At 70.5% G+C, this 24,281-nt stretch carries 22 protein-coding genes; 11 read left to right on the forward strand and 11 right to left on the reverse strand.

What is annotated here, in order from left to right; genetic code table 11:
- Positions 1 to 29: 29 nt before the first annotated feature.
- Entirely contained in the window at positions 30 to 1,391 is a 1,362-nt protein-coding gene (locus tag BCF74_RS06470) for an SLC13 family permease (RefSeq protein ID WP_106297141.1), read from the forward strand.
- 20 nt (positions 1,392 to 1,411) lie between these two features.
- Here the strand turns inward: BCF74_RS06470 and BCF74_RS06475 are convergent, their stop codons facing one another.
- From BCF74_RS06475 to BCF74_RS06490, 4 genes are read right to left on the reverse strand one after another with little or no spacing between them, the layout of a single operon-like run.
- Positions 1,412 to 2,881 (reverse strand): uracil-xanthine permease family protein, encoded by a 1,470-nt coding sequence (locus BCF74_RS06475; RefSeq protein WP_106297142.1) that lies wholly within the window; start codon positions 2,879 to 2,881, stop codon positions 1,412 to 1,414.
- Positions 2,882 to 2,930: 49 nt separating this feature from the next.
- Entirely contained in the window at positions 2,931 to 3,305 is a 375-nt protein-coding gene (locus tag BCF74_RS06480; protein WP_218279211.1) for a type II toxin-antitoxin system VapC family toxin, read from the reverse strand.
- Complete coding sequence (locus tag BCF74_RS06485; RefSeq protein WP_106297144.1) at positions 3,302 to 3,550, reverse strand: type II toxin-antitoxin system Phd/YefM family antitoxin; 249 nt, start codon at positions 3,548 to 3,550, stop codon at positions 3,302 to 3,304. The genes BCF74_RS06480 and BCF74_RS06485 overlap by 4 nt, the downstream gene beginning before the upstream one ends.
- Before the next feature lie 32 nt (positions 3,551 to 3,582).
- Positions 3,583 to 4,713, reverse strand: coding sequence for an ROK family transcriptional regulator (locus tag BCF74_RS06490; RefSeq protein ID WP_106297145.1), 1,131 nt, complete (start codon positions 4,711 to 4,713; stop codon positions 3,583 to 3,585).
- Between the two features lie 106 nt (positions 4,714 to 4,819).
- Between BCF74_RS06490 and BCF74_RS06495 the strand changes: the two genes are divergently transcribed.
- The 3 genes from BCF74_RS06495 (at position 4,820) to BCF74_RS06505 (ending at position 8,417) form a co-directional block, all read left to right on the forward strand.
- Positions 4,820 to 6,118: a DUF1479 domain-containing protein gene (locus BCF74_RS06495; RefSeq protein WP_106297212.1), complete on the forward strand. Its 1,299-nt coding sequence runs from the start codon at positions 4,820 to 4,822 to the stop codon at positions 6,116 to 6,118.
- Positions 6,119 to 6,411: 293 nt separating this feature from the next.
- On the forward strand, positions 6,412 to 7,308 hold the full coding sequence (locus BCF74_RS06500; protein ID WP_106297213.1) for a bifunctional methylenetetrahydrofolate dehydrogenase/methenyltetrahydrofolate cyclohydrolase: 897 nt from the start codon (positions 6,412 to 6,414) through the stop codon (positions 7,306 to 7,308).
- Positions 7,308 to 8,417 (forward strand): calcium:cation antiporter, encoded by a 1,110-nt coding sequence (locus tag BCF74_RS06505; RefSeq protein WP_106297146.1) that lies wholly within the window; start codon positions 7,308 to 7,310, stop codon positions 8,415 to 8,417. The genes BCF74_RS06500 and BCF74_RS06505 overlap by 1 nt, the downstream gene beginning before the upstream one ends.
- Before the next feature lie 133 nt (positions 8,418 to 8,550).
- Here the strand turns inward: BCF74_RS06505 and BCF74_RS06510 are convergent, their stop codons facing one another.
- Both BCF74_RS06510 and BCF74_RS06515 read right to left on the reverse strand, forming a co-directional pair.
- Positions 8,551 to 10,026, reverse strand: coding sequence for a S8 family peptidase (locus BCF74_RS06510; RefSeq protein ID WP_218279212.1), 1,476 nt, complete (start codon positions 10,024 to 10,026; stop codon positions 8,551 to 8,553).
- A 219-nt stretch (positions 10,027 to 10,245) separates the two neighbouring features.
- Positions 10,246 to 11,235: a malate dehydrogenase gene (locus BCF74_RS06515; RefSeq protein ID WP_106297148.1), complete on the reverse strand. Its 990-nt coding sequence runs from the start codon at positions 11,233 to 11,235 to the stop codon at positions 10,246 to 10,248.
- 123 nt (positions 11,236 to 11,358) lie between these two features.
- Between BCF74_RS06515 and galE the strand changes: the two genes are divergently transcribed.
- Complete coding sequence (galE, locus tag BCF74_RS06520; protein WP_106297149.1) at positions 11,359 to 12,372, forward strand: UDP-glucose 4-epimerase GalE; 1,014 nt, start codon at positions 11,359 to 11,361, stop codon at positions 12,370 to 12,372.
- Complete coding sequence (locus BCF74_RS06525) at positions 12,369 to 12,842, forward strand: GNAT family N-acetyltransferase (RefSeq protein ID WP_106297150.1); 474 nt, start codon at positions 12,369 to 12,371, stop codon at positions 12,840 to 12,842. Before galE ends, BCF74_RS06525 begins: the two co-directional genes overlap by 4 nt.
- 61 nt (positions 12,843 to 12,903) lie before the next feature.
- Here the strand turns inward: BCF74_RS06525 and BCF74_RS06530 are convergent, their stop codons facing one another.
- Positions 12,904 to 15,114: an NADP-dependent isocitrate dehydrogenase gene (locus BCF74_RS06530; RefSeq protein WP_106297151.1), complete on the reverse strand. Its 2,211-nt coding sequence runs from the start codon at positions 15,112 to 15,114 to the stop codon at positions 12,904 to 12,906.
- Between the two features lie 286 nt (positions 15,115 to 15,400).
- Entirely contained in the window at positions 15,401 to 16,237 is an 837-nt protein-coding gene (gene aqpZ / locus BCF74_RS06535; RefSeq protein ID WP_106297152.1) for an aquaporin Z, read from the reverse strand.
- A 61-nt stretch (positions 16,238 to 16,298) separates the two neighbouring features.
- Here aqpZ and BCF74_RS06540 point away from each other — a divergent pair, with 61 nt between their 5' ends.
- Positions 16,299 to 17,465: a nucleotide sugar dehydrogenase gene (locus tag BCF74_RS06540; RefSeq protein ID WP_106297153.1), complete on the forward strand. Its 1,167-nt coding sequence runs from the start codon at positions 16,299 to 16,301 to the stop codon at positions 17,463 to 17,465.
- A 7-nt stretch (positions 17,466 to 17,472) separates the two neighbouring features.
- Here BCF74_RS06540 and BCF74_RS06545 read toward each other — a convergent pair whose 3' ends face one another.
- Positions 17,473 to 18,081, reverse strand: coding sequence for an arsenate reductase/protein-tyrosine-phosphatase family protein (locus BCF74_RS06545; protein ID WP_106297154.1), 609 nt, complete (start codon positions 18,079 to 18,081; stop codon positions 17,473 to 17,475).
- 39 nt (positions 18,082 to 18,120) lie between these two features.
- On the opposite strand from BCF74_RS06545, the gene BCF74_RS06550 reads away from it, so the two are divergent.
- Positions 18,121 to 18,930: an exodeoxyribonuclease III gene (locus BCF74_RS06550; RefSeq protein WP_106297155.1), complete on the forward strand. Its 810-nt coding sequence runs from the start codon at positions 18,121 to 18,123 to the stop codon at positions 18,928 to 18,930.
- Between the two features lies 1 nt (position 18,931).
- Here BCF74_RS06550 and galK read toward each other — a convergent pair whose 3' ends face one another.
- Positions 18,932 to 20,089 carry a galactokinase gene (galK, locus tag BCF74_RS06555; protein WP_106297156.1) on the reverse strand — a complete coding sequence of 386 codons (1,158 nt, stop codon included), beginning with the start codon at positions 20,087 to 20,089 and terminating at the stop codon, positions 18,932 to 18,934.
- 57 nt (positions 20,090 to 20,146) lie between these two features.
- Between galK and trpS the strand changes: the two genes are divergently transcribed.
- Genes trpS through BCF74_RS06570 form a run of 3 tightly spaced genes read left to right on the forward strand, consistent with a single transcriptional unit; the run spans position 20,147 to position 22,883 of the window.
- Positions 20,147 to 21,193: a tryptophan--tRNA ligase gene (gene trpS / locus BCF74_RS06560; RefSeq protein ID WP_425432806.1), complete on the forward strand. Its 1,047-nt coding sequence runs from the start codon at positions 20,147 to 20,149 to the stop codon at positions 21,191 to 21,193.
- Between the two features lie 25 nt (positions 21,194 to 21,218).
- Positions 21,219 to 21,716 carry a 2'-5' RNA ligase family protein gene (locus BCF74_RS06565; RefSeq protein WP_342747554.1) on the forward strand — a complete coding sequence of 166 codons (498 nt, stop codon included), beginning with the start codon at positions 21,219 to 21,221 and terminating at the stop codon, positions 21,714 to 21,716.
- Between the two features lie 21 nt (positions 21,717 to 21,737).
- Positions 21,738 to 22,883, forward strand: a complete 1,146-nt coding sequence (locus BCF74_RS06570) for a YihY/virulence factor BrkB family protein (RefSeq protein WP_106297159.1) — start codon at positions 21,738 to 21,740, stop codon at positions 22,881 to 22,883.
- A 165-nt stretch (positions 22,884 to 23,048) separates the two neighbouring features.
- On the opposite strand, the gene BCF74_RS06575 is transcribed toward BCF74_RS06570, so the two are convergent.
- A complete protein-coding gene (locus tag BCF74_RS06575) occupies positions 23,049 to 24,215 on the reverse strand; it encodes a glycosyltransferase family 4 protein (protein ID WP_170070157.1) in 1,167 nt (388 codons plus the stop codon).
- Between the last annotated feature and the right edge of the window lie 66 nt (positions 24,216 to 24,281).

Consider the following 24,281-nt stretch of genomic DNA (forward strand, 5'->3'; position numbering starts at 1 on the left):
GTCGCCGTCGACCAGAAGGAAGCGGGCCCATGTCCCACGAGATCATCGCGTTGGCCGTCCTCGTCATCGTGTTCCTCATCGCCACCCTGCGCGGCGTCAACATGGGTGCGCTCGCGCTCGTGGCGGCGTTTGTCGTCGGCCTCACCGTCTACGGGATCGAGGTCGACGAGATCCTCGACGGCTTCCCCGCGGGGCTGTTCGTCATCCTCGTCGGCGTGACCTATCTCTTCGCCCTGGCGAAGAACAACGGGACGGTGGACTGGATCGTCCACGGCGCGGTCCGGGCGGTCGGCGGACGGGTCGCGCTCGTCCCGTGGGCGATGTTCCTCGTCTGCGCGATCGTCACCGCCATCGGCGCCGTCAGCCCGGCCGCGGTCGCCATCGTCGCCCCGGTCGCCATGGGGTTCGCCCTGCGCTACGAGATCCACCCGGTGATGATGGGGATGATGGTCGTCCAGGGCGCCACCGCCGGCAGCTTCAGCCCCATCGGAATCTTCGGGTCGATCACCAACGGCGTCGTCGAGTCGAACGACATCCCGGGCAACCCGCTCCTGCTCGCCGTCTCGGCCTTTCTCGCGTCCACCGTCATCGCCGCGGCGGCCTACTTCGCCTTCGGCGGTCGTGAGCTCATGTCCCGAGGACGCGACACCGCCGCCCTCGCCGCCCTCGACGAGACCGCGGGCGGCGCGGCCCGCGAGGGCCTGCGGGCCGACCAGGGGTGGGGCGAGCCGCACTCGGCAACCGAGGCGCAGCGCACCGTGACCAACCCGGCCCTCCCCGAGGGCGACACCCACCGGCTCAACGCACAGCGCACGCTCACCCTGCTGGGCCTCGTCGCGCTCATCATCGGGGCCCTCGGCTTCGACCTCGACGTGGGCTTCGTCGCGCTGACGATCGCCGTGCTCCTCACGCTGGCCTTCCCCGCGTCGGCCAAGGGCGCCGTCGACAAGATCTCGTGGGGGACGGTGCTCCTCGTCGGCGGCATCGTCACCTACGTCACGCTGCTCCAGAACCAGGGCGTCGTCGACTGGCTCGGCGAGGGCGTCGCCAGCGTCGGCGCGCCGCTCGTCGCGGCCCTGCTCATCTGTGTCATCGGTGCCGTCGTCTCGGCGTTCGCGTCGACGACCGGCATCATCGGCGCGCTCATCCCCCTCGCGGTGCCGTTCCTGCTCACCGACCAGGTCAGCGCCGTCGGGCTCATCGCCGCACTCGCGATCTCGAGCTCGGTCGTCGACTGCAGCCCGTTCTCGACGAACGGTGCCCTCGTCGTCGCCAACGCCGAGGCCGACACGCGCGAGATGGTCTTCCGCAAGCTCATGGTGTGGGGGATGAGCATCGTGGTCATCGCCCCGCTCGTGACGTGGCTCCTCTTCGTCGTCCCGACGGCCTGAGCCGGAGGTTGCCCCTCGGCTCAGTCCTTGTGCTGGTAGAGGTCGTCGACGCCGTCCTCGTCGCCGTAGACGCGGTCGCCGATGACGACGGCGCCGTGCGCGGCGTCGGCCCGCTCGCGCAGGACGGCCGGGGCGATGGCGCGGGCGAGGTGGTAGGCGCCGATGGCGACGATCGTGCCGAGGGCGATGCCGCCGAGGGAGAAGCCGTCAGTGATCCTCAGCTGGACGTCGCCGATGCCGATGATGACGCCGGCTGCGACCGGGACGAGGTTGACCGGGTTGGCGAAGTCGACCCCGTTCTCCTTCCAGATCTTCGCGCCGAGCAGGCCGATCATGCCGTAGAGGACGACGGTGATGCCGCCGAGGACGCCACCGGGCACCGACGACACGAGCGCGCCGAACTTCGGTGACAGGCCGAAGAGGATCGCGACGAGCGCGGCGACGTAGTACGCCGCCGTCGAGTAGACCCGGCTCGACGCCATGACGCCGATGTTCTCGGCATACGTCGTCGTGGGCGGGCCGCCGACCGCGCTCGAGATCACCGTGCCGACGCCGTCGGCGGCGATGGCGCGCCCCATGTCGGCGTCGAGGTCGGAGCCGGTCATCTCGGCGACGGCCTTGACGTGGCCGGTGTTCTCGGCGACGAGGGCGATGACGGCGGGCAGGACGAGGAGCACCGCGGCGAGCGAGAACGTCGGGGTGTGCAAACCCGCGACCTCCTTGCCGTCCGCGGCCACCGACGTGACCGGCGGGAAGCCGAACCACGCCGCCTCACCCACGGAGGCGAAGGACGTCCGGAAGTGCTCGGTCGCCTCGGTCGCACCACCGAGCACCGACGTGATCGGCCCGAGCAGGCGGTCGAGCACCCAGGACAGCGCCGTCCCGAAGACGAGGGCGAGGAAGACGGCGATGCGCCCGACGAACCCGGTGAACGCGACCGCGCACACGATGGTGAAGAGCATCGTCGCGAGCGCGACCCACTGGTCCTGTGGCCAGTACGTGTCGGCGACGACGGGCGCGAGGTTGAAGCCGATGAGCATGACGACGGCGCCGGTGACGACGGGCGGGAGGATGCGGTGCAGGGCTCGCGTGCCGAGCAGGTGGATCGCGGCGCCGATGGCGACGAGGACGACACCGCAGACGAGGATCGCGCCGGTGACCTCGGCCGAGTCGCCGCCCTGCGCGCGGATCGCGGCGACGCTGCCGACGAACGACGCCGAGCTGCCGAGGTAGGACGGCACCCGCCCGCCGACGATGAGCAGGAACGCGATCGTCGCGATGCCGCTCATCATGATCGCGAGCTGCGGGTTGAGCCCCATGAGCAGCGGGAAGACGAACGTCGCCCCGAACATCGCGACGACGTGCTGCGCCCCGAGGCCGACGGTCCGGCCCCAGCCGAGCCGCTCATCGGGAGCGACGACGTCGTCCGGGACGAGGGTGCGCCCGTCGCCCTTGACCGTCCAGCCCAGACCCAGTGACCGCAGTGGCATGCGTGCACTGTTCCACAGGTTCGGGCGGGTCAGGGGCGACGTCGCCGGGCTAGGACCGCGCGTCGAGGGTGAGCTCCGGTGCGGCGGCGAGGAGGGTTGCGTCAGATGTCAGCAGTGGCATCGCCTCGACCTGCGCCTGGGCCAGGAGCATCCGGTCGAACGGGTCATGGCGCACGAGCGTCGGGAAGAGTGCGATCGCAGCGCCATGCGTCGCCGTCAGCGGAAGCTCTGCCAAGCCTGCACGCAGCGCTGCCTGCTCGACGTCACCCGAAGGCAGCTTGCCGATCGCTGCCTTGATGGTCACCTCGGTGACCGACACCGCCGAGAACCACACTTTCGATGCCTCAATGCGTCCCCTGGCCTGCGGCCCGAGCAAGGGCGAGTCCTCGAAAAGCCACAGCAGTGCATTCGTGTCGAGGATCACCGGTCCCAGTCCTTGCCGTAGAACATCTCCTGGATGTCCGGGTCGATCCCGTCGAAGAGCTCCGGGTCATGCCTCATCCCCACCCAGCCCTCGACGCCGAAGACGATCTTCGGCTCCTCGTGCACGACGAGGTCGACGACGGGTTTGCCCGCGCGGGCAATGGTCACCTGCTCTCCGGCAAGGACCTTCTCGATGAGCTTGGAGAGCTGCGACTTCGCCTCGTGGACGTTGACCTGCGTGGGCATGGGCCCATCGTAGACCACATGGCTAGGCTTGGCTAAGCCACTAGCCAGGTGTCGAGGAGGGCGTCGACGGCGGTGGCGCGGGCGCCGACGAGGGGTGCGTCGTCGGTCACCTCGGCGGGTGCGACGGTGGCCGTGACCCCGCCCGCGTCACCGAGCGTGGTGGTCACTGCGTCGACGATGCGGGTATGCCGTCCCCAGCCTCCGCTGAGCACGACCAGTTCCGGGTCGAGCAGGTAGGCGTGGGCACGGGCGACGCCGGCCACGGCCTCGGCGACGGCGAGCGCCGTCGGGCGGTCGGCGTCGAGGTCGGCGACGAGCCGGGTTGTGTCAACGGCCCGACCCCGAGGCTGGAGGTAACCGAGGGCCTCGACGCAGCCGATGAGGGTGTCGCTCACGGCCCGGCGCGAGCCGCGAGCCGGTGCATGGGCCTGCGCGTAGGCGATCTCACCGGCGAGCCCGCGCGAGCCGTGGAGCAGCCGGCCGCCGGTGAGGATCGCCGCACCCATGCCGTCGTCGAGGTAGAGCTGGAGGACGTCGTCGACGCCCGCCGCCACGCCCCGGGCCTGCTCGGCGAGGAGCGCCCAGCTCACGTCGTTGTCGACGACCGGGCGCACGGGCACGACCCCCTCGAGCAGGTCCACAACATCGAGCTCGCCGACGAGGAACGGGCTCTCGGGAAGCTCGACGACCCGGCCGGTGCGCCGGTCGACAGGGTCGGCCACCGACACGGTGACCACGCGAACCGGCCCCGGCGAGTCGGAGGCGAGCGCACGGCATACCTCGACGAGGGCGCGGCCGAGCGCTCGCGAGGTGACCGGGACGCTCACGGCGCGGCGGCGGGTGGCGAGGATGCGGCCATCGAGGGCGACGAGCTCGCCGACGACGCCACCCGGCCCGGCCTGGACGGCGAGGGCGCACCCGGCGGCGGCGTCGACGGTGAGGGTGGTGCCGGCCCGGCCGCGCCCGCCCGTGGTGCGCTCGCCCTCGGCGAGCACCCCGGTGTCGAGGAGGCGGGCGACGCTCTGCGAGACGGTCGGTTTGGACAGGCCCGTGGTGGCGGCGACGGCCGCGCGGGTGACGCCGGGGGAGGACGCCACGGCCGCGAGGACATGCCGGTCGCTGAGCGATCGGAGTAGGTCGAGCGAGGGAAGGTCGACGGACACCGGGCGCCTTTCGTTAGGAGTCCTTGCAAAGTAGCAGATGACGGCGCTATGGTGGGGCCACAGGCTTTAGTCAGGAGTCCTCACCAAGCGGATGGAAGGGTCGACGATGACCACCACGGCAGACAGCACCCAGCAGAGCCAACCTCTCCCGCACTGGGAGACCAAGCCCACCGACGTGTCCGGGGCGATCCGTGAGATCAAGGGCGCGCTGCGTGCCCGCATCGCCGAGAGCGGCCGCACGGTCGAGGAGCACTTCGCCGACCTCGAGGCCCGGATCAGCGCCAAGGTCGAGAACATCCGCGCCGAGCGCGAGGCCGGTGAGGAGGTGTGGCCGGTCATCGACTTCGCCGACATCGCGAACGGGACCGTCCCCGAGGAGCTCGCCGCGAAGGTCAAGGAGCGCGGGTGTGCCGTCGTCCGTGGGACGTTCCCGCACGAGCAGGCGCTCGACTGGGACCAGCAGATCGTCGACTACACGACGCGTAACCGGTTCTTCGAGACCTACACCGGCCCGGCCGACGACTTCTTCGCCAGCGTCGACAGCGTGCCGGAGATCTACCCGATCTACTGGTCCGTGCCGCAGATGGAGGCGCGGCAGAGCCCGCGCATGGCCGCCGTCCAGGGGTTCCTCAACGGCATGTGGAAGCACGACTCGCAGGGTCAGCAGTGGTTCGACCCCGAGCGCGACTCGATGTACCCCGACCGCATCCGTCGTCGCCCGCCGGGCACCGACTCCGCCGGGCTCGGGACGCACCTCGACACCGGCTCGATCGACCTCTTCATGACGCAGGGGTACCAGCAGGTGTTCCGGCACCTCTTCTCCGGTGACGTCGAGAGCTACGACCCGTGGGACGCGGCCTACCGGACCGACGCCGTGAACTACCCCGCGTCGACGATGTGCTCGGCCTTCCGCACCTTCCAGGGGTGGACGGCGCTCTCGGACATGGGTCATGACCAGGGCGTGCTGCACACGGTGCCGATCCCCGAGGCGATGGCCTACCTCATGCTGCGGCCGCTGCTCGACGACGTCCCCGAGGACGAGCTCTGCGGGGTCGCGCACAACCAGACGTTCCCCATCACGTGGAAGTGGCACCCGCTGCTCATGGAGGCTGTCTCCGGGATCCCGGACGTGCGTGCCGGTGACACCGTGTGGTGGCACTGCGACCTCATTCATTCGGTGGCCGAGGTGGAGGACCAGGTCGGCTGGGGGAATGTCATGTACATCCCCGCCGCGCCGTGGTGCCCGCGCAACGAGGCGTATGCCGCGAGCGTGCGCGAGGCGTTCTTGTCGGGTTCCAGCCCCGCGGACTTCCCCGAGGAGCACTACGAGCGTGAGTGGGAGGGCCGCTTCCAGCCCGAGCAGCTGAACACGATCGGCCGCCGCGGTCTCGGCATGGAGGACTGACGCGGCCGCACGTGCCTGGCGGCGGCTGAGCCCGCGAAGGTGCGCTCACGAGAGGTGCCTTTGCTCCGGCATACGGGAGCAAACAACGCTAGTGCTCCGGGATCCTGGAGCAAACAACGCTAGTGCTGCGGGATCCTGGAGCAAACAACGCTAGTGCTCCGGGATCCTGGAGCAAACAACCACATTTGCTCCGAGATCTTGGAGCAAAGGCACCTCTCTTGCGCGGGGGGTGCACGGCGGCGCCGCGTGAGCGCGTGGTCGGCGGGCTCGGTCGCGTCTGGGAGAATCGACCCGTGACGGCACAGACTCTCGACGGCAAGGCCATCCTCGCGACGATCAAGGAGGAGCTGCGCGGCCGGGTCGCTGCCCTCGCCGAACGCGGCATCACCCCCGGGCTCGGTACCGTCCTCGTCGGCGACGACCCCGGTTCGACGTGGTACGTCAATGCCAAGCACAAGGACTGCGCCGAGATCGGGATCGCGAGCATCCGTCGCGACCTGCCCGCCGACTCCACTCTCGACGACGTCCTCGGCGTGGTCCGCGAGCTCAACGAGGATCCGGCCTGCACCGGCTTCCTCGTCCAGCAGCCGACCGGTCTGGACGAGAACCGCATCCTCGCGACCGTCGACCCGGCCAAGGACGTCGACGGTCTGCACCCGATGAACCTCGGCTGGCTCGTGCTCGGCCAAGACGCGCCGCTGCCGTGCACGCCCGTCGGTTGCATCGAGCTGCTCCGCCGCTACGACGTCCCGATCGCCGGTGCCCGGGTCGTCACCGTCGGCCGCGGCATCACCGTCGGTCGTCCGCTCGGCCTCATCCTCACCCGCCGCTCCGAGAACGCGACTGTCGTGCAGTGCCACACCGGGACCATCGACCTCGCGGCCGAGGTCCGCCGCGCCGACATCGTCGTCGCGGCAGCCGGGGTACCCGGCCTCATCACGGGGAACATGGTCAAGCCCGGTGCCGCGGTCCTCGACGTCGGCGTGAGCCGGGTCGTCGAAGACGGCCGCTCCGTCATCGCCGGCGACGTCGCGCCCGACGTCGCCGAGGTCGCCGGCTGGGTCAGCCCGAACCCCGGAGGCGTCGGCCCCATGACCCGCGCGATGCTCCTCACCAACGTTGTCGAGATCGCCGAGAAGCAGGCCGCCGCGCGCGAGGCTGCCTCGCCCCACACCGGCGGGAAGGGCTGATGGCTGCAGCAGCCGCGCCCACGAACAAGCTCCACTGGACCACGGTCGTCCCGGTCCTCGCTCTCGTCGCGCTCGCGCTGACGTGGGGCCGCTCGATCTCGGGCGTCGTCGTCGGGATCGTCGCCGTCCTCCTCGGCGGCGCGGTCCTGGCCGCCGTCCACCACGCCGAGGTCGTCGCCCATCGGGTGGGCGAACCGTTCGGTTCTCTCGTCCTCGCCGTCGCCGTCACCGTCATCGAGGTCTCGCTCATCGTCACCCTCATGCTCAGCGGGGGAGAGGGCACGGCGACCCTTGCACGCGACACCGTGTTCGCCGCCGTGATGATCACCGTCAACGGGATCCTCGGGATCTCCCTGCTCGTCGGCGCCCGCCGCTTCAACACCGTGCAGTTCAACGCCGAGGGCACCGGCGGCGCCCTCGCCACCGTCGCCACGCTCGCCACCGTCTGCCTCGTGCTGCCAACCGTGACCACCGGCGAGGTGGGGCCCGAGTTCACCAGTGGCCAGCTCGCCTTCGCGGCCATCGCCTCCCTGCTGCTGTATGCCGCGTTCGTCCTCACCCAGACCGTGCGCCACCGCGACTTCTTCCTCCCGGTGGCCCGCGACGGCGGCCCGGTGACCGACGACGAGGACGAGCACGCCGACCCGCCGAGCAACGCCCAGGCGTGGCTCTCGCTCGGGTTCCTCGTCCTGTCCCTCGTGGCGGTCGTCGGGCTCGCCAAGGTCGAGTCGAAGTCCATCGAGGCCGCCGTCGACGCCGCCGGCCTCCCGCACTCCTTCGTCGGCGTCGTCATCGCCCTGCTCGTGCTGCTGCCCGAGACGATTGCCGCCGTCAATGCGGCCCGACGCGAGCGCATCCAGACGAGCATCAACCTCGCCATGGGTTCGGCGATGGCCTCAATCGGCCTGACGATCCCGACCCTCGCGGTGGCGACGCTGTTCATCGACACCCCGCTGCACCTCGGGCTGGGGCCGACCCAGATCGTCCTGCTCGCGATCACCATCGTCACGGCGGTGCTCACGGTCGTCCCGGGGCGGGCGACCCGTCTGCAGGCGAGCGTGCACCTCACCCTCTTCGCGGCGTTCATCTTCCTCGCGGCGAGTCCCTGAGGTGACCGCGCTCATCCCGCGACGGCGGCTGAGCGGACGGCATACGACGAAGGCCCGCACCCCGGGAATCGGGATGCGGGCCTTCGTCGGCGCCCGGCGTCGGCCGGGCCCAGTGTGGACCTGAGGGCTCAGGTCACGGGGTGACGGCCTCGAGGGCGTCGACCAGTCCGGCACCGTAGTAGCCGGAGCCGGTCTTCTTGCCCTCGCAGGTGGCGTCGTTGACGCCGTCCTTGTCGGCGTCGTAGAACGCCGGGCACGGCAGCTGGTCGGCCTCACGCTTCAGCGTGGAGATCGCCTGCTTGGCGTTCAGGCTCGTGTCGGTGCCGCGGATGAGCGCGACGACACCGGCGGCGTGCGGGGACGCCATCGACGTGCCCTGCGCGTAACCCCACTTGCCGTCGAGGACGGTCGAGAGGATGCGGCCGTTCTTGTCCGGGGTGTCCGCCGGGACGCGCGAGTCGCCACCGGGTGCGGCGACATCGATGACGTTGCGGCCGTAGTTGCTGTAGAAGGACTTCACCGCCGTCGGGCCCACCGAGGAGACCGTGACGGTGTTGCCGATCTCGGTCGGCATGTCGTAGCAGCGCTGGTCGGTCTCGCGGACCACGGGCGTCTCACCCTCGGGCAGGTTGTTCGGGCTGCCCGTGTCGGTGATCGGCTTGGACAGGTCCCAGCCGGAGTTGCCGGCAGCGGCGACGTTGACGACGTCCTTCTTCTCGCTGTACTTCAGCGCACGCTGGACGGCGAGGATCGTCGCCTGCTCGTCACGGTTGGCCTTGCACCACAGGTAGTACGGGTCGATGAAGTACGAGTTGTTCGTGACCTCCATGCCCTTGTCCGCAGCCCAGACGAAGCCACAGATGGCGTACTCGGGGTAGATGTATCCGTCGTCGTCGACGACCTTGACGGAGGCGAGCTTGACGTTCGGGGCGACGCCGACGATGCCGACACCGTTGCGGGCGGCGCCGATCGAGCCGGCGACGTGCGTGCCGTGCATCGAGTTCGTGGGCTGCCACGCCTTCGGGTCGGTGTTCGGCACCCCGCGGTCGACACAGCTCACCGACTGCGAGGCGTCGACGTTCGGCGCGAGGTCCGGGTGGTCGGCCTCGATGCCGGAGTCGAGCACGCCGACGGTGATGTCACGGTTGCCGTCGGTGATGAGGTGCGCCTTGTCGGCACCGATCTGGCGCATGTCCCACTGGTTGGCGTTGAGCGGCTCCTTGGTGTCGTCACCGCCGGAGGTGCCCGGGCCGAGGCCCTGGACGACGCCGTCGGGGGTGATGCCCGCCGTGGGCTGGTAGGCCCGCATGTTCCGGGTCGGGCCGGCGGCGACGATGCCGGGCTCGGTCCGCGCCTCGTCGTCGAAGGTGTCGTCGTTCGCGGTGGCGATGACGACGCCGATCTGCGGCCACTCCTGGACGACGGTTCCGCCGGCGGCGTCGATCGCGGCGACGGCCTTGTCGGTGCCCGTCCTGCCCTGGACGACGACGAACGACGTCGGTCCCTCGGTCGGGGCGGCGGTGGCCGGCACGGCCACCGCGCTCGCGGCGACGGCGCAGCCGAGGGCGGCACCGAGCACCCCGGCCTTCTTCATGAAGGTCGTTCTCACGCTCTTCCTCCTGGTCGTGGGCCGCCACGTCGCGACCCCACGCCGAACCCTGCCAGCGCGATGCGCGAGAGTCCATAGATCACACAGGAGATTGTGCAGAAATTCCTGACGTTGTTCGTGACGTCCGGACCCGGGAAGGCGAGAGGGCCGGTATGCCGCGCGCGCGGCATACCGGCCCTCTCACCGAAGGTGACCCGAAGGTCAGGTGACGCTCACCGCTCAGATGAGGCCCAGTCCCTTGACGGCGTCGCGCTCCTCGGCGAGCTCGGCGACCGAGGCGTCGATCTTGCCGCGGGAGAAGTCGTCGATGTCGAGGCCCTGGACGATGCTCCACTGGCCGCCGGAGACGGTGACGGGGAACGAGGAGATCAGCCCCTCCTCGACACCGTAGGAGCCGTCCGAACGGACCGCCATCGAGACCCAGTCGCCGTCGGCTGTGCCCTCGACCCAGGTGCGGGCGTGGTCGATCGTCGCGCTCGCGGCGGAGGCGGCCGAGGACGCGCCGCGGGCCTCGATGATCGCGGCGCCGCGCTTCGCGACGGTCGGGATGAAGGTGTTCTCGAGCCAGTCCTGGTCGTTCACCGTCTCGGCCGCGTTCTTGCCGCCGACCTCGGCGTGGAAGAGGTCGGGGTACTGCGTCGCGGAGTGGTTGCCCCAGATCGTCATCTTGCGGATCTCGGTGACCGGCACGTCGAGCTTGGCCGCGAGCTGGCTGATCGCGCGGTTGTGGTCGAGGCGGGTGAGCGCGGAGAAGCGCTCGGTGGGGATGTCGGGCGCGTTGCTCATCGCGATGAGGGCGTTGGTGTTCGCCGGGTTGCCCGTGACGGTGACGCGGATGTCGTCGGCAGCGACCTCGTTGAGTGCCTTGCCCTGCGGGGCGAAGATGCCGCCGTTGGCCTCGAGCAGGTCGCCGCGCTCCATGCCCGGGCCGCGCGGGCGGGCGCCGACGAGGAGGGCGTGGTTGACGCCGTCGAAGACCTTCGTCGCGTCGTCGCCGATCTCGACCTTGGCCAGCGTCGGGAAGGCGCAGTCGTCGAGCTCCATGACGACGCCCTCGAGCGCCTTCAGGGCCGGGGTGATCTCGAGGAGGCGGAGCTCGACGGGGGTGTCCGGGCCGAGGAGCGCACCGGAGGCGATGCGGAAGAGCAGGCTGTAGCCGATCTGGCCGGCAGCGCCGGTCACGGCCACCTTGACGGGGGTCGAGCTCACGATGGGTACCTCTTCTGGCGATCAGGCGGGCGAGTGTGGTCGTTCGTGACGCTATCAGCGGGTCCGGTGCCGTGGGTGGGCGCCTCCGACGGTGTCCCGGGCGGCGGCTCTAGGGTGGGGGCCATGCGCGTTCTCGTCTCCGGCGGTGCCGGGTACATCGGCTCCCACACCGTCGTCCAGCTCGTCGCTGCCGGGCACGAGGTCACCGTCGTCGACTCCTTCGCCAACGCCAAGCCGTCCGTCGTGGGCCGGCTCGAGGCGTTGACGGGTATGCCGCTCGACGTACGCTCGTTCGACCTCACCGACCGGGACAAGACCGAGGCCGTCTTCGTCGACACCCCCATCGACGCGGTGATCCACTTCGCCGGGTTCAAGGCCGTCGGGGAGAGCGTCGAGCAGCCGCTCGACTACTACGAGAACAATCTCGACACGACGATGTCGCTGCTGCGGGCCATGTCGCGCCACGGGGTGAAGAAGCTCGTCTTCTCCAGCTCGGCCACCGTCTACGGCGCCGAGCCGGTCGTGCCGATGACCGAGGACGCGCCGACGTCGGCGACCAACCCGTACGGCTGGACGAAGGTCATGAACGAGCAGGTGCTGCGCGACATGGCCGTCGCCGACCCGTCGTGGCGGATCGCGCTGCTGCGCTACTTCAACCCCGTCGGGGCGCACGCCAGCGGCACGATCGGCGAGGACCCGAGTGGCATCCCGAACAACCTCATGCCGTTCATCGCGCAGGTCGCTGTCGGACGCCGGGACAAGCTCATGGTCTTCGGCGACGACTACCCGACCCCGGACGGCACCGGCGTGCGCGACTACATCCACGTCGAGGACCTCGCCGCCGGGCACGTCGCCGCGCTGCACAAGCTCGGCGCCACCGACGACGCCGTGAGCACGTGGAACCTCGGCACCGGCCGCGGCACCTCGGTGCTTGAGCTGCTGCACGCCTTCGAGCGGGCGGTGGGACGCGAGCTGCCCTACGAGATCGTCGCCCGCCGGCCCGGCGACATCGCCGCCTCGTATGCCGACCCGTCCCGCGCCGAGGCCGACCTCGGCTGGCGGGCCACCCGCACCATCGACGACATGTGCGCCGACACGTGGCGCTGGCAGAGCACCAACCCCAACGGTTACCCGTGACGGAGGACCCTGCCGGGCCGCGAGTTCGGCGGGCGACCCGTCAGGACGTGCCGGCGATCGTCGCCCTCCTCGCCGACGACCCGCTGGGTGCTGCGCGCGAAGACACCGGCGACCTCACGGCATACCTCGACGCCTTCGAGCGGGTCGACGCCGATCCCGCTCACGAGCTCGTCGTCCTTGACGACCGGGGCGAGGTGGTCGGCACGCTCCAGCTCACGCTGCTGCCGGGGCTGTCGCGTCGTGCGGCGCTGCGGGCGCAGGTCGAGGCCGTGCGGGTCGCGTCGTCACGGCGCGGACAGGCGCTCGGCGAGCTGCTTCTGCGCTGGGCCGTCGAGCGGGCCCGCGAGCGTGGTGCCGTGCTCGTCCAGCTGACGACCGACGCGAGCCGCGACGACGCCCACCGCTTCTACGAGCGGCTGGGCTTCGCCGCGACCCACGTCGGCATGAAACTCGACCTGATGCGCGACTGATTGCGCACAGTTCGCCTCCTCGCTCCGCGTCGGAGGCGAACTGTGCGCAATCGGTCGGTGGTCAGCGCAGGGTGGCGAGGGCCTCGTTGAACGTCGCCGACGGGCGCATGACGTCGTTCGTCTTGTCCTCGTCGGGGCGGTAGTAGCCGCCGATGTCCGCGGGCGAGCCCTGGACGGCGAGCAGCTCGTCGTTGATCTTCTGCTCGTCGGCGGTGAGCTTCTCCGCGACGGGCGCGAAGGCGGCGGCGAGGTCGGCGTCGTCGGTCTGCTTCGCGAGCTCCTGCGCCCAGTAGAGGGCGAGGTAGAAGTGGCTGCCGCGGTTGTCGATCTGGCCGACCTTGCGCGCCGGGGACTTGTTCTCCTGGAGGAGGGTCTCGGTCGCGCGGTCGAGGGTGTCGGCGAGGACCTGCGCCTTGGCGTTGTCGGTGCTCGTCGCGAGGTGGCGGAAGGACTCGGCCAGCGCCATGAACTCGCCGAGGCTGTCCCAGCGCAGGTAGTTCTCAGAGGTGAGCTGCTGGACGTGCTTCGGGGCCGAGCCGCCGGCGCCGGTCTCGAAGAGTCCGCCACCGTTCATGAGCGGGACGACGCTGAGCATCTTGGCCGACGTGCCGAGCTCGAGGATCGGGAAGAGGTCGGTGTTGTAGTCACGCAGGACGTTGCCGGTGACGCTGATCGTGTTCTCGCCCTTGCGGATCCGCTCGACGGAGAGCTTCGCTGCGTCGACGGGGGAGAGGATCTGGATGTCGAGGCCCTCGGTGTCCTCGTCCTTCAGGTACTCCCGCACCTTGGCGATGAGGTTCCGGTCGTGGGCGCGCTTCTCTTCGAGCCAGAACACGGCCGGGTCCCCGGTGGCGCGCGCGCGGGTCACGGCCAGCTTTACCCAGTCGCGGATCGGAGCGTCCTTGGTCTGGCAGGCGCGCCAGATGTCGCCCTGCTGAACCTCGTGGTCGAGCAGGACCTCGCCGGCGGAGTTCACGACCTGGACGCGGCCCGGCTCGGTGATCTCGAAGGTCTTGTCGTGGCTGCCGTATTCCTCGGCCTTCTGCGCCATGAGGCCGACGTTGGGGACCGAGCCCATCGTCGTCGGGTCGAACGCGCCGTTCGCGCGGCAGTCGTCGATGACGGCCTGGTACACACCGGCATACGAGCTGTCCGGGATGACCGCGAGGGTGTCGGCCTCCTCGCCGTCCGGGCCCCACATGTGGCCCGACGTGCGGATCATCGCCGGCATCGACGCGTCGATGATGACGTCGCTCGGGACGTGCAGGTTCGTGATGCCCTTGTCGGAGTTGACCATCGCCAGGCGCGGGCCGTCCTCGAGCTCGGCCTCGATGGACGCGCGGATCTCGTCGCCATTGTCGAGCGCGGAGAGACCGTCGAGGATCGAGCCGAGGCCGTTGTTCGGTGACAGGCCCGCCTCGGCGAGGTCGGCGCCATACCGCTCGAAGGTCTTCGGGAAGAAGGCCCGCAGGACGTGGCCGAAGATGATCGGGTCCGACACCTTCATCATCGTCGCCTTGAGGTGGACCGAGAAGAGGACGTCCTCGGCCTTCGCGCGCGCGATCTGCTCGGTGAGGAAGGCGTCGAGCGCGGCAGCGCGCATGACGGTGGCGTCGACGACCTCACCGGCAAGGACCTTGAGGCCGTCCTTGAGGACCTTCGTCTCGTCCTCCCCGACCCACTGGATGACGAGGGTGTCGTCGGCGGGCATGACGACGGACTGCTCGTTGCTCGCGAAGTCGTCCCGGCCCATCGTCGCGACTTCGGTCTTGCTGTCGCCGCTCCACGCACCCATCGAGTGCGGGTGCGCCTTGGCGTAGTTCTTGACGGCGGCGGGGGCGCGGCGGTCGGAGTTGCCCTCGCGCAGGACGGGATTGACCGCGCTGCCCTTGACCTTGTCGTAGCGGGCGTTGGCGTCCCGCTCGGCGTCGGTGCTCGGCTCGTCGCTGTAGTCCGGCAAATCAAAGCCTTGCGCGCGGAGTTCTTTGATGGCGGCCTTGAGCTGCGGCACCGAGGCGCTGATGTTGGGCAGCTTGATGATGTTGGCCTCGGGCGTCGTCGCAAGCTCACCGAGCTCGGCGAGCGCGTCGGCGGTGCGCTGGTCCTCAGGCAGCTGGTCGGCGAACGCCGCGAGGATGCGGCCCGCCAGCGAGATGTCGCGGGTCTCGACGTCGACGCCCGCGGTGGAGGCGAAGGCCTCGATCACCGGGAGGAGCGAGTGGGTTGCGAGGAGCGGTGCCTCGTCGGTGAGGGTGTAGATGATCTTCGCCATGCGCCCGAATCTATCGTGCGCGGGTGGTTGCCTCTCAGGTCGCCCGTATGCCGCCCGTATGCCGTCATCGTCCAGCGTCAGGTCCACCGACGTGTCAACGTCACGGCGAAGCTGATCGGGGTCCACCCGTGGGGTCCGTCGCGCTCGGGCGATGAGCTCATCGGGGGGTAGAGCGTGAGACGTCCGGACGCTCCGCGGTCGCGGACCGTCCGCTCGTGGGCGTTTCTCGATGCTCATGCTTCACGGTACGCCGCGGATGGCCGGAACAAGCGGATTGCTTCGGGCCTCAGCGGTGCAGGCGCGGGGCGTCGGGGTCGACGCCCTCGGGCACGACCTCGTCCTCGCGGCGGACCGAGCCGGTGATGTCGCGGTCGCGGCGGTCGATGCCGGTGATGAGGTGGAACGTCGCACCCGCGATCGCGGCACCGATGATCGGTGCGACCCAGAAGAGCCACAGCTGCCCGGGGGCACCCGCACCGTTGAAGAACGCCACCGCGGTCGAGCGGGCCGGGTTGACCGACGTGTTCGAGATCGGGATGGAGATGAGGTGGATGAGCGTGAGGCAGAGGCCGATGGCGAGCGGGGCGAAGCCGGTCGGGGCGCTCTCGCGGGTCACGCCGAGGATGACGTAGACGAAGAACATCGTCAGCAGCACCTCGGCGCACAGCACCGCGACCATGTTGTAGCCGCCGGGGGAGTTCGCGCCGTACCCGTTGGCGGCCATGTTGCCGGTGGCGTCGAAGACGTCCCGGCCGTGAGCGATGGCCCACAGGGCGCCACCGGCGGCGAGGCCGCCGAGGACCTGGGCGGCGACGTAGCCCGGGACGTCCTTCCACTCGAAGCGCTTGGCGATGGTCACGCCGATCGTCACCGCAGGGTTGAAGTGACCACCGGAGACGTGCCCCACGGCATACGCCATGGTCAGCACGGTCAGGCCGAAGGCGAGCGCGACGCCGAGGAAGCCGATGCCGAGGTGGACCGGGTTGCCGGCGCCGAGGGTCGGGGTCGACATGAAGCCCGCGGCGAAGATCGCCGCGCCGCAGCCGCCGAAGACGAGCCAGAAGGTGCCGACGAACTCCGCGAGCAGGCGCTTGGTCATCTCAGGGGTCTGCATGGCTGCCATTGTGGCCCACGGAACGGCCGCGGTGGGCGATGCGACACAGCCGACCGGTAGCGTGACCGCCGTGAAGATCTCCGTCGTGGGTCTGGGCTATGTCGGTCTCTCCAACGCAGTCATCCTCGCCCAGCACCACGAGGTGGCCGCCGTCGACCTCGACGCCGAGCGCGTCGCCCAGGTCAACCGGCGCGAGTCGCCGCTCGTCGACCCCGAGCTCGAGGAGTACCTCTCCGGGAGCGACCTCGCCCTCACGGCGACGACGTCGGCGGACGAAGCCCTCCCCGGGTCGGACTACGTCGTCATCGCGACGCCGACCGACTACGACCCCGACCGCGACTTCTTCAACACGTCGTCGGTCGAGTCGGTCATCGCCTCCGTCGTGACGCTCGCGCCCGGGGCCACCGTCGTCGTCAAGTCCACGGTGCCGGTGGGTTTCACCGAACGGATGCGGACGGCATACCCCTCGCTCGATGTGGTGTTCTCGCCGGAGTTCCTGCGCGAGGGGCGGGCGCTGCACGACAACCTGCACCCGAGCCGCATCGTCATCGGCGGGCGCTCGGACGCGGCCCGGCGGTTCGGGGAGCTGCTGCTCGAGGGTGCGCTCGACGATGACGTGCCGCTGCTCGTCACCGACCCGACTGAGGCGGAGGCGATCAAGCTCTTCGCCAACACGTACCTCGCCATGCGCGTGGCCTACTTCAACGAGCTCGACACGTATGCCGTGTCGCACGGTCTCGACACGCGCGCCATCATCGACGGGGTCGGGTTGGACCCGCGGATCGGGTCGCACTACAACAACCCGTCGTTCGGGTACGGCGGCTACTGCCTGCCGAAGGACACCCGGCAGCTGCTCGCGAACTACAGCGACGTGCCGCAGAACCTCATCCGCGCCATCGTCGACTCGAACACGACGCGCAAGGACTTCATCGCCGCGGACATCCTGCGTCGGCAGCCGCGGGTCGTCGGGATGTACCGGCTGATCATGAAGGCCGGCTCGGACAACTTCCGGGTGTCGAGCATCCAAGGGATCATGAAGCGCATCAAGGCCAAGGGCATCGAGGTGGTGCTCTTCGAGCCGGCGCTCGAGGAGGAGCGGTTCTTCAACTCCGAGGTGATCCGCGACCTCGACGAGTTCAAGAAGCGGGCCGACGTGATCGTGGCGAACCGGGTGAGTGACGTGCTCGACGACGTGTCCGACAAGGTCTACACGCGGGACCTCTTCGGCCGCGACTGAGCGAAAGTCAGCCCCGCAGTGCCGCAGTCACGGTCGGGAGGGCCCCGCCGATCTCGGCGGCCATCCGGTCGAAGACCTCACCCCGCTGACGGTAGGGGTCGATGATGTTCGCTTGGTCCGGCGGGCGGGGCGCCACGGCGGTGCGCTTCGCGAAAGCGGCGGCGGCGATCGCGGCGACGCGGTTGTCGGCGGTGGTCGCGGCGAGGTCGTGCTCGTCGACCACGCCGAGAAGGTCTGCGAGGTCGAGCAGGGCAAAGGAGTAGCGCCACGCCTTCGGGTGCAGGGACACGACCGACTGGAGGTGCTCGCGGGTTGCGGTGATGACCAAATCGGACGCGGCCATCATGCGACGGGTGACCTGTCGCGCCGTGAACCCGTCGGCAGGCGCTCCGGCGCTGTCGAGCCGGACCGAGATGTGCGGGTCCATGGGCGAGCCCACGAGGGCCCCGGTGCCGGCACTCGAGACGCTGATGCCGGTGCCCCGGAGGTCGCGCTCAAGGAGCCGCTCGATGTAGGGCGAGCGACACACGTTGCCGGTGCAGACGACGAGGACGTGGCCACCGCCCCGGGCGTCGGCCGGAGCGGCGGTGTGGGAGACCGGCTCGTCAGCAGCCATGTCGTCACCCTAACCGTCGCACCGTTAACCTCATGCGCGATGCGACTCATCTCGGCCAACGTCAACGGAATCCGCGCTGCCGCACGACGTGGCGGATTGGCCTGGCTCGTCGACCAGCACGCCGACGTCATCGCGCTCCAGGAGGTTCGCGCCTCCGACGACCAGCTGCGGACGACGCTCGCCGACCATGGCCTCGGTGACTGGCACGTCACCCACGCACCCGGTCGCGCCAAGGGCCACGCCGGCGTCGCCGTCCTCACCCGCCAGCCCCCGAGCCGCACGAGCAGTGACATCGGCCCTGTCGAGTTCACCGACGCCGGCCGCTGGGTCGAGGTCGACGTGCAGGGCCCGCACGGCCCCGTCACCGTCGTGTCCACCTATGTCCACACCGGCGAAGCCCGCACCCCGAAGCAGGACGAGAAGCTGCGCTTCCTCGATGCCGTCGGCGCGCGCCTGTCGGCGCTTGCCGAAAGTGGTGGGTATGCCGTCCTCACCGGTGACCTCAACGTGTGCCACAGCGCCGACGACCTCAAGAACTGGAAGGGCAACGTCGGCAAGGCCGGGTTCCTCCCGGAGGAGCAGGCCCATCTCGACCGGTGGGCCGCCGATCACGGCTACGTCGACGTGCACCGCCGCCTTCACGGTCCGGGGCCGGGCCCGTACACGTGGTGGTCCTGGCGCGGGAAGGCGTTCGACAACGACGCGGGCTGGCGCATCGACTACCAGATCGCGAGCGGCCCCCTCGCCGAGCTTGCGACGCGCGCGGAGGTCGGCCGCGCGGCGGCATACGACCAGCGGTGGAGCGACCACGCGCCGCTCACCGTCGACTACGAGCTGACGCTCGCCTGACTCACTCGTCCCTTGTGGCCGCGCGAGAAGCGGTGGCGGAGAACGACATCGGCGCAGTGAGGTGCCCGTCAGCGAACGCCGTCGCGATCGCCGACGTCACCCGCTCCACGTCACCGGTGCGGACGAGCGCGATCGCCGAGCCTCCGAACCCGCCGCCGGTCATCCGCGCCCCGAGCGCACCGGTGGCCATGGCTGTGTCGACGACGAGGTCGAGCTCGGTGGCGGACACCTCGTAGTCGTCGCGCAGCGACTCGTGCGAGGCGACGAAGAGCCGCCCGACCTCGTCGAGGTCGCCCGCTTCGAGCGCCGTGACGACGGCGTCGACCCGCTCGATCTCGGTGACGACGTGCCGCGTCCGGCGGCGCAGCAGGTCGTCGGGCAGCTGCGCGAAGGTCTCGTCGAGCGGCCGTCCCACGACGTCCCTGAGCAGCTCGACCCCGAGGATCTCCGCGGCCCGCTCGCAGTCCTCGCGCCGCGCGCCGTACTGGCCGTCGGCGAGGGCATGGCTGGCTCGCGTGTCCGTGACGAGCAGGACGACGTCGCGTGACTCGAGGTCGAGCGGCACCTGGGAGTGGCTGAAGTCGCGGCAGTCGAGGCGCAGGGCGTGCCGCTCGGTGCAGTGCATCGCGGCGGCCTGGTCCATGCCGCCGGTCGGGGCGAGCGCGATGTCGTTCTCGGCGCGCTGGCACGCGGTCGCCAGCACCGTGCGCCCGTCTTCGGTGTCGAGCAGGCCGAGCCCGAAGAGATCCGAGGCGGCCGCGGCCACCGAGCACTCGAGCGCCGCCGAGCTGGACAGACCGGCACCGAGCGGCACGGCACCGTCGACGACGACGTCGAGGCCGCGGACGGCATACCCACCCTCGCGAAGTGCCCACAGGACTCCGGCGACGTATGCCGCCCAGCCGGCCGGGGTGCCGCCTGTCACCTCGTCGAGGCTCACCTCGACGACGGCGTCCTCCTGCAGGGAGCGCAGCCGCAGCAGGTCGTCATCGCGTGCGCTCACCGCGGCGCGGGTGCGCTGGGGGAGGGCCATGGGCAGGGCGAGCCCGCCGTTGTAGTCGGTGTGCTCGCCGATGAGGTTGACCCGGCCCGGTGCGGACCACACGCCGGTGGGGGCGTGGCCGAAGGCGGAGAGGAACGCGTCGTTCAGCGAGGGCACGCTCGCGAGTCTATGGGCAGCGGTCGGCTCCGTGACGTGCCTGACAGAATGGCGGTCATGACCTCCGACGCTCCCCAGGGGCAGCCCCGGATCCTCTCCGGCATGCAGCCCACCAGCGACAGCCTCCACATCGGCAACTACCTCGGGGCGCTGGTCAACTGGGTGAAGCTCCAGGACGAGTTCGACGCGTACTACTTCGTCGCGGACCTGCACGCCCTCACCGTGCCGACCGACCCCGAGGTGCTGCGTCGGCGCACGCGCGTCACCGCGGCGCAGTTCATCGCCGGTGGCGTCGACCCGGAGCGCTCGGCGGTCTTCTGCCAGAGCCACGTCACCGAGCACGCCGAGCTCGGCTGGGTCATGAACTGCCTCACCGGGTTCGGCGAGGCGAGCCGGATGACGCAGTTCAAGGACAAGACCGCCAAGGGGCAGAACGCCAACGTCGGCCTCTTCACCTACCCGATGCTCATGGCGGCCGACATCCTCATGTACGACGCGGCCTACGTCCCCGTCGGTGAGGACCAGCGTCAGCACCTCGAGATCACCCGCGACCTCGCCGAGCGGTTCAACACCCGCTTCGGGGAGGCGCTCGTCGTGCCCGAGCCCTACATCGTCAAGGAGTCCGCCAAGGTCATGGACCTCCAGGAGCCGACGGCGAAGATGAGCAAGACGACGTCGAGCCCCAAGGGACTCATCGACCTCATGGAGGACCCGGCGAAGATCGCCAAGAACATCCGGTCCGCCGTCACCGACACCGACACCGAGGTCCGCTACGACGTCGAGAACAAGCCCGGTGTGTCGAACCTCCTCGTCATCCACTCCGTCCTGTCGGGGACCCCGGTCCAGCAGGTCGCGGACTCGTTCGCGGGCAAGGGCTACGGCGACCTCAAGAAGGAGGTCGCCGACGTCGTCGTGACGGCCATCGAGCCCTTCCAGAAGCGGATGACCGAGCTCCTCGACGACGAGGCCGAGCTCGACCGGATCCTCGCTTCGGGCGCCGAGCGGGCCCGCGAGGTGGCGCAGGCGACGATGGCGCGCGTGCGCGACCGTGTCGGCCTGCTGCCCGCCGCGGCGCCCACCGCCGTGCCCACCGCCGGCCGCTAGGGTCGAGCCCATGCCCACTCATGGCGTGGCAATCACGATCCCCGAACCGTGGGGGTCCACGCTCCAGGACGCGCGCGAACGCTTCGGTGACCCGATGGCGCGGTTCATCCCCCCGCACGTCACGCTGCTCCCGCCGACCGAGATCGACGAGGCCGCGCTCGGGGAGTTCGAGTCTCACCTCGACGAGGTGGCTCGGGCCCACTCACCGTTCCAGATGACGCTGTCCGGCACCGGCACCTTCCGCCCCCTCTCGCCGGTGGTCTTCGTCCAGGTCTCCGCCGGCATCTCCCAGTGCGAGCTCCTCGAGACCGCGGTGCGCAGCGGACCGGTGACGCGCGAGCTGGAGTTCAACTACCACCCGCACGTCACCGTCGCCCACCACCTTCCCGAGGAGCGGCTCGACGTCGCGTATGCCGAGCTCGCGGACTTCCGGTGCTCGTTCGAGGTCGCCTCGTTCGAGCTCTTCCACCAGAGCGACGACGGGATGTGGCGCCCGCTGACGCCGTTCGTCCTCGGGGCGTGAACGTCTGACAGGCTGAGGTCCATGGACCGACTCAAGGACCTCTGGGCCCGGGTGCAGCGAACGCGGTTGTGGCAGGCGTGGCAGCGCTACAGCACCTCGCGCGGCAGTCTCCTCGCCGGGGGCGTGACGTACTTCGCGTTCTTCTCGATCTTCCCGCTCATCGCGCTCGCCTTCACCGTCTTCGGTCTCGTGCTCCAGGGCAACGACGGCCTGCTGACCCAGATCAAGGACTACCTCAACGAGACGCTCCCGGGCTTCGTCAAGGAGGGCGATGAGGGCCTCATCCCGATCGAGGCCCCGTCCGGGGACACCCTCACGCTCACCGGCCTCGTCGGTGTCGCGGGTCTGCTGTGGGCGGGGCTGGGCTGGCTCAGTGCACTGCGCGAGGGGATTCGCGGGGTCTTCGGCGTGACCGGGTCGGTCGGCAACTTCGTCGTCGCCAAGCTGCGCGACCTCGGTGTGCTCCTGCTCATCGGTCTGGCCATCGTCGCGTCGGCCGCCGTCACCGGCATCGCGAGCGCGGCCACCGGCTGGATCGCCGGGCTCATCGGCCTCGGCGACCAGCAGTGGCTGCTGCGCGGCCTCGCGCTCCTCATCGGCGCGGTGCTCGACGGCGTCGTCGTCCTCGTCATGCTGCGCCTCCTCTCAGGGGTCGACGTGCCCCGGCGCGGCCTCATCGGCGGGGCGGTCGTCGGCGGCATCGGACTTACCGTGCTCAAGCTGCTCGGCACGACCCTCATCGCGAGCACGACCGGCAACCCGCTCTTCGCGTCCGTGGCACTCGTCATCGGCCTCCTCGCGTGGCTGAACTTCATGTCGCGAATCGTGCTGCTGTCCGCGGCGTGGGCGGCGAACTCCCTCGACCCGATGCTCGAGGAAGACCTCACCGAGGGCCAGCGGGCCAAGCTGCTCGAGGGTCCCGCGACCCCGCAGGAGACGGCCCGGGACACGGAGACGGCAGCGCCCGCGGCGCAGGACACGAGCGGACGTGCCGCAACGAGCGGGTACACCGGCGACGGCCGACACACCGACGTCGTGCGCGCGCCGGTGCGCAAGCGGGCTGACGACCGGGTCACCCTCGCCCTCGGCGCCACGCTCGGCGCGGCAGCCGCGACCGGTCTCGCCGCGGCGGCCGGGATCCTGCGCCGGGTCACCGGCCGGCGCTGACCGGCCGCCGCTGACCGGACGTGCCGACCGGAGGCGCCGACCAGAGCGGTCAGCGCCGAGGCGAGGCCCCCGGGCACGAGCCGCACGACGCATCGGCCCTCCTCGATCGACGGCTCGCCCGAGACGGGACCGGCGCCGAGAGGTGCCTCACCTGTTCATGCGACGTCATGCGGCCCGCCGGAACCGGGCGTCGCTCGCCGCCCGGTAATGGCCGACGAGCTGCTCGGTGAGGCACTCCCACGAGCGACCGCGCACGGCGGCCTCGGCCGCCTCGCCCATCCGGACCCGCCAGTCGCCGTCGCCGACGAGGGCGTCCACGTGGTCGTGCAGCGACCCTGGCCGGTCGGGGTCGAAGAGCAGCCCGGTCCGGCCGTGGTCGACGAGGTCGAGCGGCCCCCCGCGTGCCGGCGCGACGACGGGCAGCCCGAAGGCGGCTGCTTCCTGGAGCGTCTGCCCGAACGTCTCGCGGGTGCCCGTGTGCACGAAGACGTCGAACGCGGCATACGCGCGGGCGAGGTCGTCACCGCTCTGGCGACCGAGGAAGACCGGCGAGCGGTTCGGGCGGCCCGGCATCGAGGCGACGGCCTCGGTGAGCTGGGCGCCGATCTGCGACCGGCTCGGCCCATCCCCGACGATGATTAGCCGCGTGCCGGGGATCTGGGCGACCTCGGTGAGCCGCCACAGCTCCTTCTCGGGCGCGAGCCGGCCGACGTAGCCGAGGAGCACCTCGCCGCCGGGCGCGAGCGCCCGCTTGAGCTCGGCGGTGCCGGGGTCGGTACGCCAGCGCGGCGAGAAGAGCGCGGTGTCGACGCCGCGCCGCCACAGGGCGGTCCGCGGGACGCCGTGCTGGCGCAGCTCGGCGAGCGTCGCCGTCGACGGCGCGAGGGTGAGGTCGGCGTGGGCGTGCATCCGGCGGATCCAGCGCCATGCAGCGTTGGCGGCGCCGGAGCCGATGCGGCCGGGGCCGTGCTGCTGGATGTAGCTCGGCATGTCGGTCTGGTAGATGGCGACCGACGGCGTCCCGGTCCGGTCTGCGAGCTGCAGTGCCCGGGCTCCGAGGATGAACGGCGACGCCGCGTGGACGACGTCCGGCTCGAAGTCCTCGAGCGCGTGTCGCAGTCCCGGGGTCGGCACGCCCGTCGGGAACTGCCGCACCGACACCGACGGGAGGCTGCGCACCTCGAATCCTTCGTAGCGTTCGGGTGCCGGGGCGGGGGCGATGATGAGCGCCTCGTGACCGAGGGCGCGCAGCGACCGCGCCACCCGGCATACGCTCGTCGTGACGCCGTTGAGCGTCGGCAGGAACGACTCGGTCACCATGGCGACTCGCATGCCTCCACGGTCCTCGCTCCGGCTGCTGCGTCGGCGTCGAGCGGTGGTGTGTCAGGTGAGCGTCGG

Origin of the sequence: Knoellia remsis (assembly GCF_003002895.1) — a bacterium.
In the GTDB taxonomy this organism is placed as follows: Bacteria; Actinomycetota; Actinomycetes; order Actinomycetales; family Dermatophilaceae; genus Knoellia; species Knoellia remsis.

Bases quoted from the DNA above. Each gene is read 5' to 3' on its own strand.
- BCF74_RS06470 (WP_106297141.1), top strand. From the start codon at position 30: ATGTCCCACGAGATCATCGCGTTGGCCGTCCTCGTCATCGTGTTCCTC.
- BCF74_RS06505 (WP_106297146.1), top strand. From the start codon at position 7,308: ATGGCTGCAGCAGCCGCGCCCACGAACAAGCTCCACTGGACCACGGTC.
- BCF74_RS06550 (WP_106297155.1), top strand. From the start codon at position 18,121: ATGCGACTCATCTCGGCCAACGTCAACGGAATCCGCGCTGCCGCACGA.
- BCF74_RS06485 (WP_106297144.1), bottom strand. From the start codon at position 3,550: ATGCCCACGCAGGTCAACGTCCACGAGGCGAAGTCGCAGCTCTCCAAG.
- BCF74_RS06475 (WP_106297142.1), bottom strand. From the start codon at position 2,881: ATGCCACTGCGGTCACTGGGTCTGGGCTGGACGGTCAAGGGCGACGGG.
- BCF74_RS06575 (WP_170070157.1), bottom strand. From the start codon at position 24,215: ATGCGAGTCGCCATGGTGACCGAGTCGTTCCTGCCGACGCTCAACGGC.
- galE (WP_106297149.1), top strand. From the start codon at position 11,359: ATGCGCGTTCTCGTCTCCGGCGGTGCCGGGTACATCGGCTCCCACACC.
- BCF74_RS06530 (WP_106297151.1), bottom strand. From the start codon at position 15,114: ATGGCGAAGATCATCTACACCCTCACCGACGAGGCACCGCTCCTCGCA.
- BCF74_RS06545 (WP_106297154.1), bottom strand. From the start codon at position 18,081: ATGGCTGCTGACGAGCCGGTCTCCCACACCGCCGCTCCGGCCGACGCC.
- BCF74_RS06570 (WP_106297159.1), top strand. From the start codon at position 21,738: ATGGACCGACTCAAGGACCTCTGGGCCCGGGTGCAGCGAACGCGGTTG.
- aqpZ (WP_106297152.1), bottom strand. From the start codon at position 16,237: ATGGCAGCCATGCAGACCCCTGAGATGACCAAGCGCCTGCTCGCGGAG.
- trpS (WP_425432806.1), top strand. From the start codon at position 20,147: ATGACCTCCGACGCTCCCCAGGGGCAGCCCCGGATCCTCTCCGGCATG.
- BCF74_RS06495 (WP_106297212.1), top strand. From the start codon at position 4,820: ATGACCACCACGGCAGACAGCACCCAGCAGAGCCAACCTCTCCCGCAC.